Origin of the sequence: Zavarzinia sp. CC-PAN008, from assembly GCF_051903925.1 — a bacterium.
In the GTDB taxonomy this organism is placed as follows: Bacteria; Pseudomonadota; Alphaproteobacteria; order Zavarziniales; family Zavarziniaceae.
In genome coordinates this window covers 1,399,805-1,416,638 of record NZ_CP173678.1, presented here as the reverse complement: position 1 = coordinate 1,416,638, position 16,834 = coordinate 1,399,805, and the positions used below count along the sequence as shown (strand labels likewise).

Below are 16,834 nucleotides of genomic sequence, written 5' to 3'. Positions count from 1 at the left end.
CGGGTCGCGGCGCCGACCACGGTGATGCGGTTACCGGAACAGCGACAGCAGGGTCTGCGGCGCGGCATTGGCGATCGACAGGGCCTGCACGCCCAGCTGCTGCTTGATCTGCAGCGCCTGAAGGCGGGCCGACTCTTCGGCCAGGTCGGCGTCGACCAGGTTCGAGATGGCCTGGTTGTTGGCGTCGATCAGCGAATTGATGAAGGCGTTGTTGGCTTCCAGCGAGCGCGCATTGGCGCCCAGGTTGCCCAGGCGCGAGGCCGCCTCGTTGATCGCGGCCTTGGTCGCCGATACAGCGGCCGAGGCATTGGCCAGGCTGTCCAGCGTGGCGGCGTTGATGCTCAGGGCTTCCGCCGTCAATGTCCGGGCGGTCAGGGTCAGCACGCCGCCATTGGTGTTGATCTTGACCTCGATCGTGGCGTTGGACGTGCCGATCAAGTTCTGGCCGTTGAACTCGGCATTGTTGACGATGTTGGCGATCTGGTTGCGGAGCGCCGAGTAGTCGTCGACGATCGCATTGCGCTGGGCCGTCGTCAGCGTCTGGTCGGTGGCCGAGACCGCCTTCTTCAGCATCTCGTTCAGGATGCCGTTGACCTGCTTGCCGGCGTCGAGGGCGACACCCACGATCGACTCGCCGTTCGAGATCACGCCGCTGACCGCGCGCAGGCCCGAAACCTCGCCCTTGCTGATCTCGCCGATCGCGTAGATCGCGCCGTCGTCCTTGGCGGTGGAGACCTTGAGGCCCGTATTGATCCGGCTCTGGGTCGTCTCCAGCTGGGTGTTGGTCCTGTTCAGGTTCTGCAGCGCAATGGCCGCGGAGTAGTTGTTGTTGATCGAGAGAACCATCTGGCCGGTCCCTTTCTGGCAGCCATGCGAAGTGCTGGACCCACTTCAGCAAGCCATGTGCCAGCCCAGAAAAATCTCGTAAGGCATTGAAAATGAACGGATCAGCACCGTGGGGCGACAGTCCGGGCGGCAGGCTTGGCCCGGCAGATTCGGACGCACGCGGGCAAGTCCTGCCGGGTGAGGCATTTACGCCTGGGCGCCCTGCATTGAGCGGTTGTTAACCATGCCCCGTCCACCGTGCGCGCATGAGCGTATTCCCTGATATCGCCTGGCGGGTACCCGATGAGCCTTGAGGATGACGCCTTTGCCCAGGTCGACGCCGACCTGGCGCGCCTGGCCCTGAAGCCGCCGCGCGATGCCCGCAGCGACCATCGCGCGGCCCTTGCCGCGCAGTGCGTGCCGACCGGCAGCATCGTCCTGGACCTGGGCGCCGGTGCGATGGCGCTGCAGGACTACCTGCCCTTTGCGACGGCCTACCTGCCCGTCGACAGCCACAAGACCGAGCCCACCACGATCGTCAGCGCGGTCGACCGGGGCATCCTGCCCCAGATCGAAGGCATCAGCTTCGTCGCGGCCCTGGGCCTGCTGGAACAGGTGCCCGACCTGCCCGCCTTCCTGGCGGCGTTGCGCGCCTATGGCGTGCCGGCGGTCGTGTCGTACCAGCCGGCCAACCTGATGCCGGACGACACGGCGCCCCCCGGCCGGCTGGGCGATGCTGCCCTGATCCAGGCCTGTGTCGATGCCGGCTTCCACTTCCGCCAGGCGATCCGTGCGCACGAGGACGAACTGGTGATCCGCCTGGATCCCGACATGGCGCGCGCGCCCGTCGTCCGGCGCATCCTGGCGGTGTCGTTCGATCCCGTGCACGACCCGTCGCAGCAATGGCGCCAGCGCCTGCTGCCGCGCATCCTGCCGCCCATGGCCGAGGTGGTCGCCATGACCGTGGGCGAAGCGGCGCCCGAGGGGCCGTTCGACCTGGTCGTGCTGGGCAATGGCGGCGGCATCTACCAGCAGCACCTGAACGACGCCGTGCTGGATTTGGCCCAGGCGGGGCGGCGCGCCGTCGGCCTGTTCGGCGTCGACTTCCGCGACGCCGTCGACCCGGGCCGCGTGGGTGCCCTGCTGGACCGGCTGGACCTGTGGCTGGCACGCAGCGGCGAGGATGCGCTGGTCTATGGCCATGGCCGCAGCAACGTGGCGACGCTGGGCGAATGGCTGGTCGACCTGATGCCGTTGCGCGCGGCCCCGGACGAGCAGCTGTTCAGCATCGACGCCGCGGTGATGGCCCGCACGCCCCCGCACGAGCTGGAGGCGACGCTGACCCGGCATCGCATGGTCATGGCGCGCACCCCCGCCGCCCTGGCGCTGGCCTTGCCCAGCGCGCACTACGTCGCCTATGCCGAGGACCGGGCGCTCGGCTCGCGGGTATTCTCGGGCGCCTATCGCAGCCTGCTGATGGACGTGTTCGGCCGCAACTACCCCGAGAACCAGCTGTTCGAGGTCGACCGCAGCGCTGTCGCCGCCTACAAGCTGCGCACCCGCCTGATGATCGACCAGGCCCAGGCCATCGTCGGTCAGCTGGTGGGCTGAGCCGCCTCAGTCCGCCGGGGCCGGGAACGGTTCCACGTGCGTGGCGGCGTCGCGCCCGACATAGAGCGCCCGCCGCCCGCTGAACGACACGACATAGAAGGCGCAGCCGGCCCGTGCCGCCTTCTCGCAAAAGCCGCGATAGGTGTAGCCCGGCACCGCCTGCTGCGCCTCGCGGATCGCCGCCTGCAGGGCCGCATGGTCCAGGCGTGGGGCGACCGGAGCGACCACGCGATGGGTGTCCAGCACCACGCTGTCGCCATCCGGCAGGCTGTAGGTGGCGCGGCCATGGCGCAGGTCGACCAGATAGGCCTCGAAGCCGGCCGCGGCCAGGGCTGCCACGATGTCGGGAAACGGCCGGGCATCGCCCTCCGCCTCGGCCAGGCAGGTGCGCGCAAGCGCCCGCAGGCGGTCGTCCATCCCCTCTCCCCCTTCCGGCCAGGCTTGGCCGATGCCCGTCTTGATTGTTGTCCCGCCTTACGGGCGGGAGCATGGCGCAGCCATCCGTGAGGGCGCAAGCGGCGATCCTGCCCGGCAGCTGTGCCCACCCCCTGGCCTTTTCCCGGATGGTGCAATATACGAACGGCAGGTCCCCGCGGCGCACCCGCGCGGCGGACACCTTCGTGCGGGCGTGGCGGAACTGGTAGACGCAGCGGACTCAAAATCCGCCGTCCTTACGGATATGTCGGTTCGAGTCCGACCGCCCGCACCATCCCTTTTGCCTCCGCCGGCGGCATGCGGGTTACGGCCGCGCCAGCCAGGACTGTCAAAGGCTCCGCCCGGCGCCTGTGCTGCGGCTTGACCGGCATCAAGGCCGGGCCGGGCCGCGGCAGCTCTACTGCCACGACCAGGAACGATCCCGGCGGATCGCTCCGACAAGTCGCAGAGGGCCCCGATGATATCCAGGCACAAGAAGAAGATCGCAACGATCCCGGCCGCGCTGGCCATGGCGTTCACCCTGCAGGCCGCCAGTTGCGTCGACACCGGCAAGCAGGCGCCCATCCATTCCCCCGGGACCGAGGGGCTGATCTCGATCATCCAGAGCGGCTCGCTCGACGCGCTGGGCCCGGCGGGGGACGCGGTCCAGGTCCTGGCCGCATCGCCCGAGGCGACAAAGTTCGCGCTGCGCCAGCACTTCAAGGGCCAGGTCGTGGCCGCGGAGGCGCGCGGGGACGAGGCCCGGTCGAACTGGATCCAGGCCAATCTCAACTGCCTCGACGGCGACTGCGACGAGCTCTATCGCATGCAGAAGGCCCGCGACGAGGCCCGCCGCCGGGCCGAAACCGCCCAGCACCACGAAGGGGGTGGCGGTGGCGGGGGTGGTGGTGGCGGTGGCGGGGGCAGCCACTGACCACGCGCCCTCAGTCGCGGCGGCGGTCCAGGGCCGTGCGCACGGCCTCCAGCAGCGGGAGCACGGCGGCGATCGGCTTCCCCCCGATCGCGCCCGCCAGCCAGGCCAGTTCGGGCGCGATCGCCGCCACCGCATCGCGATGGGCCTGGATGCCGGCCGGGCTCAGATCGACCCGCTTCGACCGGCCGTCGCGCGCATCGGGCCGCACGTTGATCCAGCCGGCACGCTCCAGGTGGCCCAGTGTGTTGGTCATGGCCCCCTTTGACACCTGCAGCGCCGTGGCGATGTGCAGCGGCGTCTTGTCCCCGCCCACGCGCGTCAGGTGGTGCAGGACGGCGAACTGCGGCAGCGTCATCGGCGGCGCCATGACCTTCTGGAAGGCGGTGCCCGACAGCTGGGCGATGATCCCCACCTCTGTCAGGAAGCGGAACAGGTCGGCGTGTCCCTCCCCGGCGGCGTCCTGATCGGTCATGCGGTCCTGATGCGCGTTCCATAGGGCCAGCGCGGGCTGGGCCGGACCGGTGGACCATAGCCCAGGCGCACGAACATGTGCAGCGTGTCGCCCGGCGCGATGGCCAGGTCCGCGCGCATCCGCACGGCATGGGGGCGCATGGCCGGAAACTCCTGCAGGGCCTGGCTCAACGGGTGCATGGCCAGGCCCCGGGCCGTGGCCGCCAGGTTCATGCGGACATGGTCGCGTCCGGCCCCGATCTGCTGGCTGCGGGAATTGCCCGGCGTCGCCAGCCACAGGAACGCCATGGCCGTGTCGATCGGCGCCTTCAGGATCGCCGCCTGCTGCGCGAAAGCCGACGAAGCCGGGTCCAGCAGCGCCGTGCGCGAAAGCAACCCGGCCGCATCCAGCGCCTCGATCCCCGGTCCGGCCAGGGCGATGCCGTCGGGATTGGCCTCGATCTCGGCACGGCCGATGCGCAGCAGGTCGATGCTCTCCCGCGCGGTCTCGCGCGTCGTCATCTCGGTCAGGCTGGCGGCCCATGCGGCCGCGCGCAGCTCCGCCACCCGCGCCGAGTCCGCGGTGAAGGCGACCGTTCCCTGCCTTGCCACGGCGGCGATCGCCGCTAGGTCGGCGGCCGCGACGGGGCGTGCGGTGTCATAGGGCTCCTTGTTCGACCGTCGCTCCAGGACCCAGGCGAAAAGCGGATCGCGAGTCACGCCCGGATCCGGAACCAGGCGGACCCGCGCCACCGGGCGGTCGTCGAGGCGCGCGTCCGGCTCCCCGTCCGGAAACAGGGCGATATCGGCGCGATGGCCATCCTCGGCCGCGGCCTGGGCCAGCAGTTCCAGGAAGCAGCCCAGGCCGATCGTCACCTGGCGGTCGAACGGGTCGGTGTGCGGCAACCGCCGTTCCGGGTCGCAGAACAGCCCGATTTCGCCTGGCACCGACAGATCGGCCAGCCAGGGCTGGCGGTTGTGCGGATTTGGCGCCAGCACGGCGAAGGACAGCGCGCGCCGGCGTGGATCGGTCGTCCCGTCGCGGCCCGCCTGGGCCCAGGGCGCGCGGGCCGCCACCGGATCCCGCGTGGCGGCCCACAGGCCGGCCCCACCTGCCGCCAGGATGGCACCCCCACCCAGGATGCGCAGGACCGTGCGTCGGCTGGTCATCACGTCGCTCCATAAAGTTCGATATCGAACTATCTAGTTCAATATCGAACGATCATCAAGCATCGGACCGGCCGAGTGCCGACTTGCCGTGCGCCGCGCCGGCCCTATGCTGCGCCGCCACCGCGCCGGCCACGGGGGCGGACGTGTGAACCACTGCGGAAGGATCGCCTGCGTGACCGGATTGCTGGACCGCTCGGACCAGGCCTTGCAGGCGCTGGACGCCCGTGGCCGCCGCCGCGTGCTGGCCCCGCGCGACGGCCATGACTTCGCATCGAACGACTATCTGGGGCTGGCCACCTCGCCCCGCCTGGGCGCGGCAGTCGCGGCGGCGATCGGCCGTGGCGTGCCCGTCGGGGCCGCCGGCTCCCGCCTGCTGCGCGGCAATCATCCGGAGCACGAGGCGCTGGAAGAGGAAGCGGCGCGCCTGTTCGGGGCGCCACGCGCGCTCTATTTCGGCAGCGGCTACGCTGCCAACATGGCGATCTTCTCGGCCCTGCCGCAACCCGGCGACCTGATCGTCTATGACGCGCTCAGCCATGCCAGCACGCGCGAGGGGATCCGCGCCGGCCGGGCCGAGGCGGTGGCCGCCCGCCACAACGATGCCGACGACTTCGCCGCCCAGGTGTCGCAGTGGCGGGCCCGGGGCGGCCGCGGCGTTCCCTGGCTGGCGGTGGAAAGCCTCTATTCCATGGACGGCGACCGGGCGCCGCTGGCCGAACTCGACGCGGTTGCCCGCCAGCATGACGGCGTCCTGGTGGTGGACGAGGCACACGCGACGGGTGTGCTGGGCCCCGGCGGCCTGGGCCTGGCCGCCGGGCTGGAGCACGGGCCGCACCTGGTCGTGCTCCACACATGCGGCAAGGCTCTGGGTGCGTCCGGCGCGCTGGTCACGGCGGCGACGCCGCTGGTCGACCTGCTCGTCAACCGGGCGCGGCAGTTCATCTTCGCCACCGCCCCCTCGCCCCTGATGGCCGCCGCGGTGCGCGAGGCGTTGCGCATCCTGGTGGACGAGCCGCAGCGCCGCCGGCAGCTGGACGCCCTGGTCGACCATGCCGGGCAGCTGTTCGCCGGGCGCCTGGGCGTGCCCCCCAGCGGCAGCCAGATCATCCCCGTGATCCTGGGCGAGGATGGCCGCGCCGTCCGCGCGGCCCAGGCCCTGCGCCGCGCCGGCTTCGACTGCCGGGCGATCCGCCCCCCCACGGTGCCGGAGGGCACCGCCCGCCTGCGCGTATCGCTGACGCTCAATGTCGACCCGCCCGTGGTCGACGCGCTGGTGGCGACGCTGGCGGCCCTTGACCGATCCTGACCTGCGTGGAGCACCCCGTGACCCGTTCCCCCGTCTGGCATCCCTTCACCCAGCACGCGCTGGAGCCGCCCGCGATCGAGGTGACGCGGACCGAGGGCGCATGGCTGGAAACGCGCGACGGCCGCCGCCTGTTCGACGGCATCGCCTCGTGGTGGGTGATCACGCATGGGCATCGCCAGCCGCACATCATGGCGGCGATCCGCACGGCGACCGAAAACCTGGACCAGGTGATCTTCGCCGGCTTCACCCATGCCCCGGCCGAGCAGCTGGCCCATGCGCTGGTGCGCCTGGCCCCGGCCGGGCTGGAGCACGTGTTCTATTCCGACAGCGGCTCCACCGCGGTCGAGGTCGCGCTGAAGATGGCGCTGGGCACCGCCCGCGCCCGGGGCGAGCGGCGCGACCGCATCGTGGTGATGGAGCACAGCTATCACGGCGACACGATCGGCGCGATGAGCGTCGGCGCCCGCGGCGTGTTCAATGCGCCCTATGAGCCGCTGCTGTTCGCCGTGGACACGATCCCGTTCCCCGTGGCGGGCCAGGAGCAGGCGACGCTGGACGCGTTCGAGCAGGTCGCCCGCGCGGGCCGCGCCGCAGCACTGATCGTGGAGCCCCTGGTCCTGGGGGCGGGCGGCATGCTGATGTACCCGCCCGCGATCCTGGCCGAATTGCGCCGCATCGCGGCGGCCACGGGCATCCTGTTCATCGCGGACGAGGTGATGACCGGCTGGGGCCGCACGGGCACGCTGTTCGCCTGCGACCAGGCCGGCATCGCGCCAGACATCCTGTGCACGTCCAAGGGCCTGACCGGCGGCGCCATTCCGCTGGCGGCGACCCTGGCCAGCGCCGCGGTGTTCGATGCGCACTATTCCGAGGATCGCGCCCGCACCTTCTATCACTCGAGTTCCTACACCGCGAACCCGATCGCCTGCGCCGCGGCGCTGGCCAATGTCGAGGTCTGGCAGGCGGAGCCGGTAGCGGAGCGCGTCGCCACCCTGGCCCGGCGGCAGCGCCAGCAGGTGGAGGCCCTGGCCGGCCGCGTGCCCCTTGCCAATGTGCGGACCTGCGGCACCATCGCCGCGGCCGACGTACCCGGCGCCGCGCAGAGCTACCTGGCGGCGGTCGGCCCGCGCATCCGCCAGCACTGCCTGCAGGCCGGGGTGTTCGTCCGGCCGATGGGCAATGTGGTCTACCTGATGCCGCCCTATTGCACGACCGAGGCCGAGCTGGACCTGGTCTATGGCGTGCTGGAGGAGGCATTGCGCGCCGTCGCCGCGTGACGCGCCGGGCGCTGGTCCGCGTGGCGCTTGACCTGTTGGCCGCGGATGGGGCCCTGTGCTCGGAATGATTTCGATTCGCACTGAGCGTCCGGAGGACGCGGCTGCCATCAGCGCCCTGACCAGTGCTGCCTTCCTGAACGCGCCGCACAGCAGTCACCAGGAAGCCGCAGTGGTCGAAGCCCTGCGCGCCGGCGGCGCCCTGGCGCTGTCCCTGGTGGCGGACGTGCGGGGCGCGGTGGCCGGGCACATCGCCTTCTCCCCCGTGACGATCGACGGGCGCGACATCGGCTGGTTCGGGCTGGGGCCGGTGTCGGTCGACCCGGCGCACCAGCAGGGCGGCATCGGCCTGGCCCTGGTCCGGCAGGGGCTGGACACCCTGCGTCGCAACGGCGCGCAGGGCTGCGTCGTGCTGGGCGACCCTGCCTATTACGGCCGCTTCGGCTTCCGCGCGGTCAGGGGGCTGGTCCTGCCCGGGCCGCCTGCCGCCTTCTTCCAGGCCTTGGCCCTGGGCGGCCCGATGGCCCAGGGCACCGTCGCCTATTACCCCGCCTTCGCCGCCGCCTGACGCGCGCTTACGCCGCGGCGCGGTCGTCGGCCGCGGCCCGGCGTACCGCCTGGGCAAAGGCCGGAATGTCCAGCGGCCGGGCCAGCCAGCCGTCGCAGGCAACCTCGCCCCGGCGCTGCAGGTCGACCAGGACGGTCGCCGGCGCCAGGACCAGGATCCGCACCGTCGCCGTCGCCGGCTCCGCCCGCAGGCGCGCGACCAGGCCCAGGTTGGCGGTGCCGTCCGGCCCCGCCTCCACCACCACGACGCGGGGCGGCTGGACGACCGCCTGGGCAAAGGCGTCATCCGCGGTGCGCGCGACGTCCAGGGCCACCTCCGGGATCGTCTCAGCGATGCGCCGCATCAGCGCGACATTGGCGCCGTCGCCATCGACATACAGGACGGCGATCCCCTCCCCGGCATCCGGGCCCAGCAGGGGTGCCGCCTCGGCGTTCGCGGCCGGCAGGTCGAACCAGAAGGTGGAGCCGTGGCCATGCTGGCTGGTGAAGCCCAGCGTGCCGCCCATCAGCTCGACCAGACGGCGGGTGATGGGCAGGCCGACGCCCGTCCCCTCGATCCCCAGGTGCTCGGCGCCCAGGCGCTCGAACGGCTCAAAGAGCTGGTGGCTCAGGCGGGGATCGATGCCGCGGCCGGTATCCGCGACGGTGAAGCGGACATGCCCCGTCGGCACCAGCGCGAGCGAGAACGTCACCCGCCCGCCCGGCCGATTGTACTTGATCGCGTTGGAGCCAAGGTTGAACAGGACCTGGATCAGGCGGGTCTTGTCCGCCCGCGCCAGGGGAATGGTACCGGGATCGCCGGCGATGCCGATGCTCAGGCCCGCCTGCGCGGCCAGCGGCTCCAGCATCTCGACGCAATCCTCAAGCACGACCCGGCCGCTGACATCCTCAACGTCGACGCGCAGTGCGCCCGATTCGATGCGGGCCAGGTCCAGGATGTCGTTGATCAGCGCCAGCAGGTGCTGGCCGCCCCGGATGATGTGCCCCACCTGCTCCACCTGACGGGGCGCCAGGGGATTGCGCACGTCCAGCTCCAGCAGCTGGCCAAAGCCGATCACGGCGTTGAGGGGCGTGCGCAGTTCGTGGCTCATCCGGGTCAGGAAGTCGCTCTTGGCACGGTTCGCGCGCTCGGCCTCCGCGCGGGCAGCCTTCAGCTCCTCCTCGAAGGCATGGCGCACGCTGATGTCGCGCGACATGGTCAGGAACTCGACCACCTGCTGTCCGTCGCGCATGCGGCGCACGGTGCGGACCAGGGCTTCGACCCAGACCTCGCGCCCGTCGCGATGGGTCACGCTGAAGCGCAGCAGGTCGTTCGGGCCGCTGCGCGACTGCGTGATGTTGGCCATGCCGATCGCCGCCATGAAGTCGCTGCGGCGCATGCCCACGACCTCGGACGGCTGCCAGCCGGTCATGGCCACCATGCCGGGCGAAACGAACGTGAACAGCCCGTCGGCCCCGTGCAGGGTGATCAGGTCGCTGGCGTTCTCCGAAACGATGTCGAACACCTCCAACTGGCGGTGCAGTTCGTCGTCGCGGGCTTGGCGCTCGGTCACGTCGCGCGTGACCTCCAGGTATTCGAGCTGTTCGACCCCATCCTTCATGTAGGTGAAGGGACGGCGGGTCATCTCCAGCCAGGCCATGCTGCCGTCATGGCGCTCGGCCCGGTAGATCCAGCGCTCCAGCCCGTCGGCACTGGCACGGCGCATGTCCTGGGGCTTCAACAGGGCCAGGATCTGCGGCGTCGTCAGGCCGACCACCTCCTGTGGTGCGTGGCCCAGCACGGTGGCGGCACTGGGCGTCACATAGGCGCACACGCCGTCGGGCGTGATGCGCGCGATCACGTCGGCCACGTTGTCGGTGATCAGCCGCAGTTCGAACTCGCGCGCATCCAGCTCGGCCTGCTTGGCCTGCACCGTGGCCGCCATGTCGTTGAGCATGGCGCCCAGCTCGTCCAGCTCGCTGCGCTGGCGCCCCGGCACGGCGACGCGCGTGTTCATGTTGCCGTCCCGCAGGGCCGCCACGGCGTCGCCCAGGCGCTGAAGCGGGCGCACGGTGCGCCACCCGACCATGCCCGCGACGATCGCACCGCCGAACATCAGGAAGATGCCGACCTCGATCATGCTGCGGACCAGGACGCCGACCGGGGCCCGAACCTCGTCCACGTCGATCTGCGTCACCAGGCAGCTCTGCAGGCCGGGCAGCCAGGAATAGGCGGCAAGGACCGGCACGCCACGATAGTCCGGCCCATCGGCCAGGCCCGATCGCCCAGCCAGGCATTCCTTGGCAAAGGCGGCGAAGTTGCCACCACGCACGGCGCCCGGCGCGGTCGTCAGCGGCGTCGCCGTCAGGAACGTGTTGGCCTGGTCCAGCAGATAGGAATGCTGCGAGCCGCCGCTGAGCGAGCGGCGGGAGATCATCGTCGCCAGACCCTCAAGGTCGGGCTCGAACGCCAGCACGGCCAGCAGCTTTCCGTCCGTGTCGAACACCGGTCCGGCCACATCGATCGTCAGGCGCTGCTCGGCCATCGAGTAGTAGGGCGGGAAAGCGGCCGCGCGCTCCCGGGCAGGTGCGAAGAAGTCCTGGGCCCGGACGCTCTTGCCCTCGTCCTGGGGGCGGCTGGCGACCAGGATGCGGCCGCTGTCGGCGGCGATCAGACGGGCGTTCAGGCGCCCGCCCTTGATCGCGCCCATCAGGCGGAAGGCATCGCGCACCAGGCTCTCGGCGGCCATGCGGGCCATCGCGCTGGCCTGCGGATCGCTCAGCACCGCGACCGCCAGGCGCAGGCGCGGGCCATGGGTCAGGGCGTGGATCTCGACCATGCGGGCCTCGACCCAGTCGTCCAGCGCCTCTACGTTCTGCTGGTTGGCGGACGCCACCGCGGCGCGCCCCGTCGCCTCCAGTGCCGTGCGCGCCTCCATCACCAGGATGCTGGCGCTGAGGACAAGCAGGATCGCGCTGACCCCGGCAACCGTCAGGACCAGCCTGCGCGCGATGTAGGAGCCCCTGGGCCACATCAGGGCAGCAGCTCCGTCGTGAAGAGATCGGCCGGCTGGATCGCCTGGGTCGCAACGCCCGCCTGGGCCGCGACTGCCAGGGCGTTGGCCCAGGTCTGCGCATCCATGGCCCCCAGGGACCGGCCGCGCCCCCGGAACAGCGGGATGGCGCCCAGGAAGCGGTCCCGCTCGGTCCCGGACCTGGTCGCGGGATCGCGCGCCAGCGTGCCCGCCACCGCCAGGTCGGGGGTCTCTATCGCCAGCTCCAGCCCATCCAGCGTCGCCGTGACAAAGGCCTTCACGCGGGCGTGCTCGGCGGCCAGGAGGTCCTCCCGCACCACCACGACGCTGCCGTTCAGGCCCAGGCCGTAATCCTCGGGATAGATCACGTTGATGGCATGGCCCGCGGCGCTCAGCTGCTGCGCCAGGCCAGTGGAATAGACGCCCCAGACCCGCGCCGGACTGTCCAGGAACAGCGCCGGGTCCGAAGCGAAGGTCGCCGGCGTCCAGGAGCCGGGCGCAAGGCCTTCGCCCGCCAGGAGGGCGTTCAGGATCGGCGTCATCTCCGCCGTCGTGCGCACGGTCTGGCCGACGATCTGGGCCGGCCGCGTGATGCCGTACTCGGCCTTGCTGACGAAGACGATGGGCGAGCGCTGGCACAGGGCGGCCACCGCCTTCAGCTTCATGCCGCGCGCCCGGGCGGCGATCAGTTCGCCGGGCGACAGGACCGCCAGATCGAACGGGCTGGACTCCAGCGTCCCTCCGGACTGGCCCTGGTGCTCCAACGCCACCGCGATGCCGGCCTTGGCATAGAGGCCGCGGTCCTCGGCCACGTAGAAGGCCGCGAACATGCTGGTCGGGCTCCAGTTCAGCAGCACGCGCAGCGGCCCCTCGGCCATGGCGCCCCCGCTCCCGCACAGGATCAGCGCGACACCAACCAGCCCCGCGCGCAGGGCCGCCACCGCGCGCCACCGCCGCCGCCCGCGCGTGCGCGCCACCATCGCCTGGGCCATGCGCAAGACTCCATCCAACGTCGCGCCGAGCGGATTGAAGACCATCCTGGCTGTTTAGTCTGCGAACGATGATGGAATGGTAAATGACAGGCTGTGGGGCGGCCTGGAACCCAGCCAAGGCGGGGCCGTTCCGGTCCTGAGGGGCCTTGCGGATTTGCAATCGTTGGCCGAACGCCCTATCAAGGACGGCCAGCGCTCGCCTCAGTCATGGTGGATGACCGGATACGACGTGATCGCGACGCGACCATCGAACCTGACGCCGCCGGGCATGACGGGAAAGGACAAGATGCAGGTCGCACGATCGCAGAACATTGCCACACCAGAACTGGACACGGACAGGCAGGCCCTGTTTCTTGACCTGGATGGCACTCTTCTTGAGATCCAGGCCGACCCCGCGGCCGTTGCCGCCGACGATGCCCTGCTTGATCTTCTGGACAGGCTGCACGGGGCGCTGGATGGGGCGCTGGCCGTGGTGACTGGTCGCAGCCTGTCCCAGGCGGACCGGATCCTGCGCGGGCGGGTCGCCATCGTCGCCGGCCTGCACGGGCGCGAGTTCCGCATCGGCGAGGAGCGATTCCACGACGCGGTGCCCCTGGCGCCGGTCGCCGCCGCCCGCGCCGAGGTCGAGGGCCTGCTGGCTGCGGGCGCGCTCGACATCCGGGTCGAGGACAAGGGGTCGGCCTTTGCCCTGCACTACCGCCATGCCCCGGACCAGGCCGGGCGCGTGACCCGCCTTGCCGACGCGCTGGCGCGGCGCCATGGCCTGCATGCGATCCACGGGAAGATGGTGGCCGAACTCGTCTCTGGACCGGCGACCAAGGGGACGGCCGTCGCCCGCCTGATGCGCGAACCGGCCTTTGCCGGGCGCATGCCCGTGGCGCTTGGCGACGACGTGACCGACGAGGAGGCCTTCGCAACCTGTGCCGCGCTGGGCGGCTTTGGCGTGCTGGTCGGGGACCGACAGGGCAGCATGGCCCCGGCGCACCTGGCCGGGGTTGCCGCGGTCCACGCCTGGCTGCGCGCCGGCCTGGCCCGGCGGCACCACGCGTGACGCGTACCGCAGGGGCGGCCGCCCCCCGGCGCCAGGCCAGCCTGAACCTGGCGCCCATCGGCAATTGCGGGGTCAGCGCGCTGCTGGACCGGCAGGCGCGGTATGTCTGGGCCTGCGTGCCGCGGGTCGACGGGGATCCCGTCTTCTCGGCCCTGCTCGCGGGCCCGGACGATGCACTGCCCGCGGCGCTGGGCACCTGGGCCATCGAGCTGGAGGACTTTGCCGGTTCCCGCCAGGTGTACGAGCGCAATACGCCGATCGTCCGCACCATCCTGAGCGACACGCAGGGGGCCGAGGTCGAGCTGATCGACTTCTGCCCGCGCTTTCGCCGCTATGACCGCGTCTATCGCCCCATCGCCTTCGTCCGCCTGGTGCGGCCGCTGAAGGGCTCGCCCCGGATCCGCGTGCATCTGGCACCCGCGGCCGACTGGGGCGCCCGCGCGGCGGAGCAGACCTTCGGCTCCAACCATATCCGCTACCTTGCCTCGGGCGGCGTGCTGCGCTTGACGACCACGGCGCCGGTGTCGCTGATCCGCGCCGGCCAGCCCTTTCGCCTGGAGCGCGAGCAGGTCTTCTTCCTGGGCCCGGACGAGCCCTTTGAAGGCGAGCTGGGCCCCAGCCTGCGCGCGATGTACGAGAAGACGCGCGACTACTGGCAGTACTGGGTCCGCACCCTGTCCACGCCCCTGGACTGGCAGGAGGAGGTGATCCGCGCCGCGATCACGCTGAAGCTCTGCGTGCACGAGGAGACCGGCGCCATCGTGGCGGCCCTGACCACCTCGATCCCGGAGGCACCGAACAGCGGGCGCAACTGGGACTATCGCTATTGCTGGCTGCGGGATGCCTACTACACGATCCAGGCGCTGAACCGCCTGGGCGCCGCCGACATCCTGGAAGGCTACCTTGCCTATCTGCGCAACATCGTCGATGCAGCCCCGAACGGCCGGATCCAGCCGGTCTATGGCGTGGGGCTTGAGCCGATCCTGCAGGAACGCGTCGTCGACAGCCTGCCCGGCTATCGCGGGATGGGGCCGGTGCGCGCCGGCAACCAGGCGCACGAGCAGCAGCAGAACGACGTCTATGGCCAGATCGTGCTGGCCAGCGCCCAGGCCTTCTTCGACAGCCGCCTGCTGCGCCCCTCGGGCTTCGAGGATTTCCACGCGCTGGAGAGTGTCGGCGACCGGGCCTATGCCGAGTACGACAAGCCGGATTCGGGGTTGTGGGAGTTCCGCTCCAAGGCGCATGCCCACACCTATTCCGCGCTGATGTGCTGGTGCGCCTGCGACCGGCTGGCCCATGTCGCCACGCGCCTGGGCGTGCACGACCGCGCCGCCCACTGGGCAGCCCGCGCCGACGACATCCGCGCCGCCATCGAGCATCGCGCCTGGAACGCGGACCGCGGCCATTTCGGCGCGGTGCTGGATGGCTCCGGCATGGACGCCAGTCTGCTGCAATTGCTGGACACGCGCTTCCTGACCGTCGACGACCCACGGTTCCACGCCACGCTGGCCGCGGTCGAGCGCGACCTGCGGCGCGGCGAACATGTGCTGCGCTATGCGACCGAGGATGATTTCGGCCTGCCCGAGACGGCCTTCAACTTCTGCACCTTCTGGTTCGTCGAGGCCCTGCACCAGGTCGGTCGCAGCGCCGAGGCACGCAGCCTGTTCCAGTCGATGCTGGCCAGGCGGTCCCATGCCGGCCTGCTGTCCGAGGACAGCGATTTCCACACCGGCGAGGCCTGGGGCAACTATCCCCAGACCTATTCGCTGGCCGGGCTGATCAACTGCGCGATCATGCTGAGCAACCCCTGGAGCATCGTGCGATGAGCCGACTGATCGTGGTGTCCAACCGCGTCTCACCCACCCAGGCGCAGGGCGCCAGCTCGCAGGGCGGGCTGGCCATGGCGATCTCCGCTGCCCTGCGCGAATACGGCGGCATCTGGTTCGGCTGGAGCGGGCAGGCGGCGCCCGCCTTCACCGGCACCATCGCGATGCAGAAGGTCGACGGCGTCACCGTCGCCACGACCGACCTGGACGACCAGGACATCCAGGAATACTACAACGGCTATGCCAACCGGACGTTGTGGCCCCTGTTCCACTACCGCATCGACCTGACGGCCTATGACCGCTCCTATGGGGCGGGTTATGCCCGGGTCAATGGCAGGCTGGCCGAGACGCTGCACCCGCTGATCGAGCCGGACGACCTCGTCTGGGTCCAGGACTATCACCTGATCCCCATGGGGCGGGAACTGCGCGAGCGCGGTGCCGCCAACGCCATGGGCTTCTTCCTGCACATTCCCTGGCCCGCGCGGGAGCTGCTGGTGACCCTGCCGCGGCACCGCGACCTGGTGGAGGCGATGTTCCACTACGATGTCGTCGGCTTCCAGACGGCGGAATGGTGCGACGCGTTCAAGGCCTATGTCCTGCACGAGGCGGGCGGCACCATCCTGCCCGACGGCCGCCTGTCGGCCTTTGGCCGCACCGTGCGGGCCGAGGCGTTCCCCATCGGCATCGACGCGCAGGGTTTCCGCCACCTGTGCGACACGCCGGGCGGCCAGGCCAGCTTCCAGCGCATGGTCGAGAGCAAGGCCGGGCGGCGCATGCTGATCGGCGTCGATCGCCTGGACTATTCGAAGGGGCTGGAGGAGCGCTTCCTGGCCTTCGAGCGGCTGCTGCAGGACCACCCCTCCCTGCGGCGGGAGGTCTTCATGCTGCAGATCTCCACCCATTCGCGCGAGGACGTGCCCGAGTACCAGGAGATCGCCTCGCGCCTCGACGCGCTGTCCGGGCGCATCAACGGGGCGATGGCGGAAATGGATTGGGTGCCGATCCGCAATGTCCACCGCCTGCACACCCGGGAAGAGCTGGCCGGCCTTTACCGCGCCGCCGACGTCGCCCTGGTGACGCCCCTGCGCGACGGGATGAACCTGGTCGCCAAGGAGTTCGTGGCGGCGCAGGACGAGGCCGATCCCGGGGTCCTGGTCCTGTCGCGCTTCGCCGGCGCCGCCGCCCAGATGCGCGAGGCGCTGATCGTCAATCCCTTCGCGCGGGAGGACGTGGCCGACGCGATCAAGCGGGCGCTGGGCATGCCGCTGGAGGAGCGGCAGCGGCGCTGGCGCGCGCTCATGGACGGCGTCGAGACGGACGACCTGATGGCCTGGCGCGACAGCTTCGTGCACGGCCTGCAACAGGCCCGCGACGCCGGCAGGCAGACGGGCTGACCCGGG

At 70.9% G+C, this 16,834-nt stretch carries 14 protein-coding genes and 1 tRNA gene; 9 read left to right on the top strand and 6 right to left on the bottom strand.

Annotated features, from left to right (window positions below; all coding sequences use genetic code 11):
* Positions 1–30 precede the first annotated feature (30 nt).
* Positions 31–846 carry a flagellin gene (locus tag ACI6GS_RS06695; protein WP_439817006.1) on the bottom strand — a complete coding sequence of 272 codons (816 nt, stop codon included), beginning with the start codon at positions 844–846 and terminating at the stop codon, positions 31–33.
* Between the two features lie 282 nt (positions 847–1,128).
* On the opposite strand from ACI6GS_RS06695, the gene ACI6GS_RS06690 reads away from it, so the two are divergent.
* Positions 1,129–2,436: a hypothetical protein gene (locus ACI6GS_RS06690; protein WP_439817005.1), complete on the top strand. Its 1,308-nt coding sequence runs from the start codon at positions 1,129–1,131 to the stop codon at positions 2,434–2,436.
* Between the two features lie 6 nt (positions 2,437–2,442).
* Here ACI6GS_RS06690 and ACI6GS_RS06685 read toward each other — a convergent pair whose 3' ends face one another.
* Entirely contained in the window at positions 2,443–2,853 is a 411-nt protein-coding gene (locus ACI6GS_RS06685; protein ID WP_439817004.1) for a DUF1398 family protein, read from the bottom strand.
* 205 nt (positions 2,854–3,058) lie between these two features.
* On the opposite strand from ACI6GS_RS06685, the gene ACI6GS_RS06680 reads away from it, so the two are divergent.
* Positions 3,059–3,145 (top strand) — tRNA-Leu (locus tag ACI6GS_RS06680).
* 183 nt (positions 3,146–3,328) lie between these two features.
* Positions 3,329–3,784, top strand: coding sequence for a hypothetical protein (locus ACI6GS_RS06675; RefSeq protein WP_439817003.1), 456 nt, complete (start codon positions 3,329–3,331; stop codon positions 3,782–3,784).
* 10 nt (positions 3,785–3,794) lie between these two features.
* Here the strand turns inward: ACI6GS_RS06675 and ACI6GS_RS06670 are convergent, their stop codons facing one another.
* Positions 3,795–4,256 (bottom strand): MarR family winged helix-turn-helix transcriptional regulator, encoded by a 462-nt coding sequence (locus tag ACI6GS_RS06670; RefSeq protein WP_439817002.1) that lies wholly within the window; start codon positions 4,254–4,256, stop codon positions 3,795–3,797.
* Complete coding sequence (locus ACI6GS_RS06665; protein ID WP_439817001.1) at positions 4,253–5,404, bottom strand: Acg family FMN-binding oxidoreductase; 1,152 nt, start codon at positions 5,402–5,404, stop codon at positions 4,253–4,255. Before ACI6GS_RS06665 ends, ACI6GS_RS06670 begins: the two co-directional genes overlap by 4 nt.
* 172 nt (positions 5,405–5,576) lie before the next feature.
* On the opposite strand from ACI6GS_RS06665, the gene ACI6GS_RS06660 reads away from it, so the two are divergent.
* From ACI6GS_RS06660 to ACI6GS_RS06650, 3 genes are all read left to right on the top strand, one after another.
* The gene (locus ACI6GS_RS06660) at positions 5,577–6,710 is read left to right on the top strand and encodes an 8-amino-7-oxononanoate synthase (RefSeq protein ID WP_439817000.1); all 1,134 of its coding nucleotides are present in this window, start codon (positions 5,577–5,579) and stop codon (positions 6,708–6,710) included.
* Positions 6,711–6,727: 17 nt separating this feature from the next.
* A complete protein-coding gene (locus ACI6GS_RS06655; RefSeq protein WP_439816999.1) occupies positions 6,728–7,987 on the top strand; it encodes an adenosylmethionine--8-amino-7-oxononanoate transaminase in 1,260 nt (419 codons plus the stop codon).
* A gap of 64 nt (positions 7,988–8,051) precedes the next feature.
* Positions 8,052–8,552, top strand: a complete 501-nt coding sequence (locus ACI6GS_RS06650) for a GNAT family N-acetyltransferase (RefSeq protein WP_439816998.1) — start codon at positions 8,052–8,054, stop codon at positions 8,550–8,552.
* Between the two features lie 7 nt (positions 8,553–8,559).
* Here the strand turns inward: ACI6GS_RS06650 and ACI6GS_RS06645 are convergent, their stop codons facing one another.
* Together ACI6GS_RS06645 and ACI6GS_RS06640 are read right to left on the bottom strand one after the other, a co-directional pair.
* Positions 8,560–11,565: an ATP-binding protein gene (locus tag ACI6GS_RS06645; protein ID WP_439816997.1), complete on the bottom strand. Its 3,006-nt coding sequence runs from the start codon at positions 11,563–11,565 to the stop codon at positions 8,560–8,562.
* Positions 11,565–12,557 (bottom strand): ABC transporter substrate-binding protein, encoded by a 993-nt coding sequence (locus ACI6GS_RS06640; protein ID WP_439816996.1) that lies wholly within the window; start codon positions 12,555–12,557, stop codon positions 11,565–11,567. Before ACI6GS_RS06640 ends, ACI6GS_RS06645 begins: the two co-directional genes overlap by 1 nt.
* A gap of 214 nt (positions 12,558–12,771) precedes the next feature.
* Here ACI6GS_RS06640 and otsB point away from each other — a divergent pair, with 214 nt between their 5' ends.
* The 3 genes from otsB to ACI6GS_RS06625 are packed head-to-tail and all read left to right on the top strand — an operon-like array spanning position 12,772 to position 16,828.
* Positions 12,772–13,608, top strand: a complete 837-nt coding sequence (gene otsB, locus ACI6GS_RS06635) for a trehalose-phosphatase (protein ID WP_439816995.1) — start codon at positions 12,772–12,774, stop codon at positions 13,606–13,608.
* Positions 13,605–15,434 (top strand): glycoside hydrolase family 15 protein, encoded by a 1,830-nt coding sequence (locus ACI6GS_RS06630; protein ID WP_439816994.1) that lies wholly within the window; start codon positions 13,605–13,607, stop codon positions 15,432–15,434. Before otsB ends, ACI6GS_RS06630 begins: the two co-directional genes overlap by 4 nt.
* Positions 15,431–16,828: an alpha,alpha-trehalose-phosphate synthase (UDP-forming) gene (locus ACI6GS_RS06625; protein WP_439816993.1), complete on the top strand. Its 1,398-nt coding sequence runs from the start codon at positions 15,431–15,433 to the stop codon at positions 16,826–16,828. Before ACI6GS_RS06630 ends, ACI6GS_RS06625 begins: the two co-directional genes overlap by 4 nt.
* Positions 16,829–16,834 lie beyond the last annotated feature (6 nt).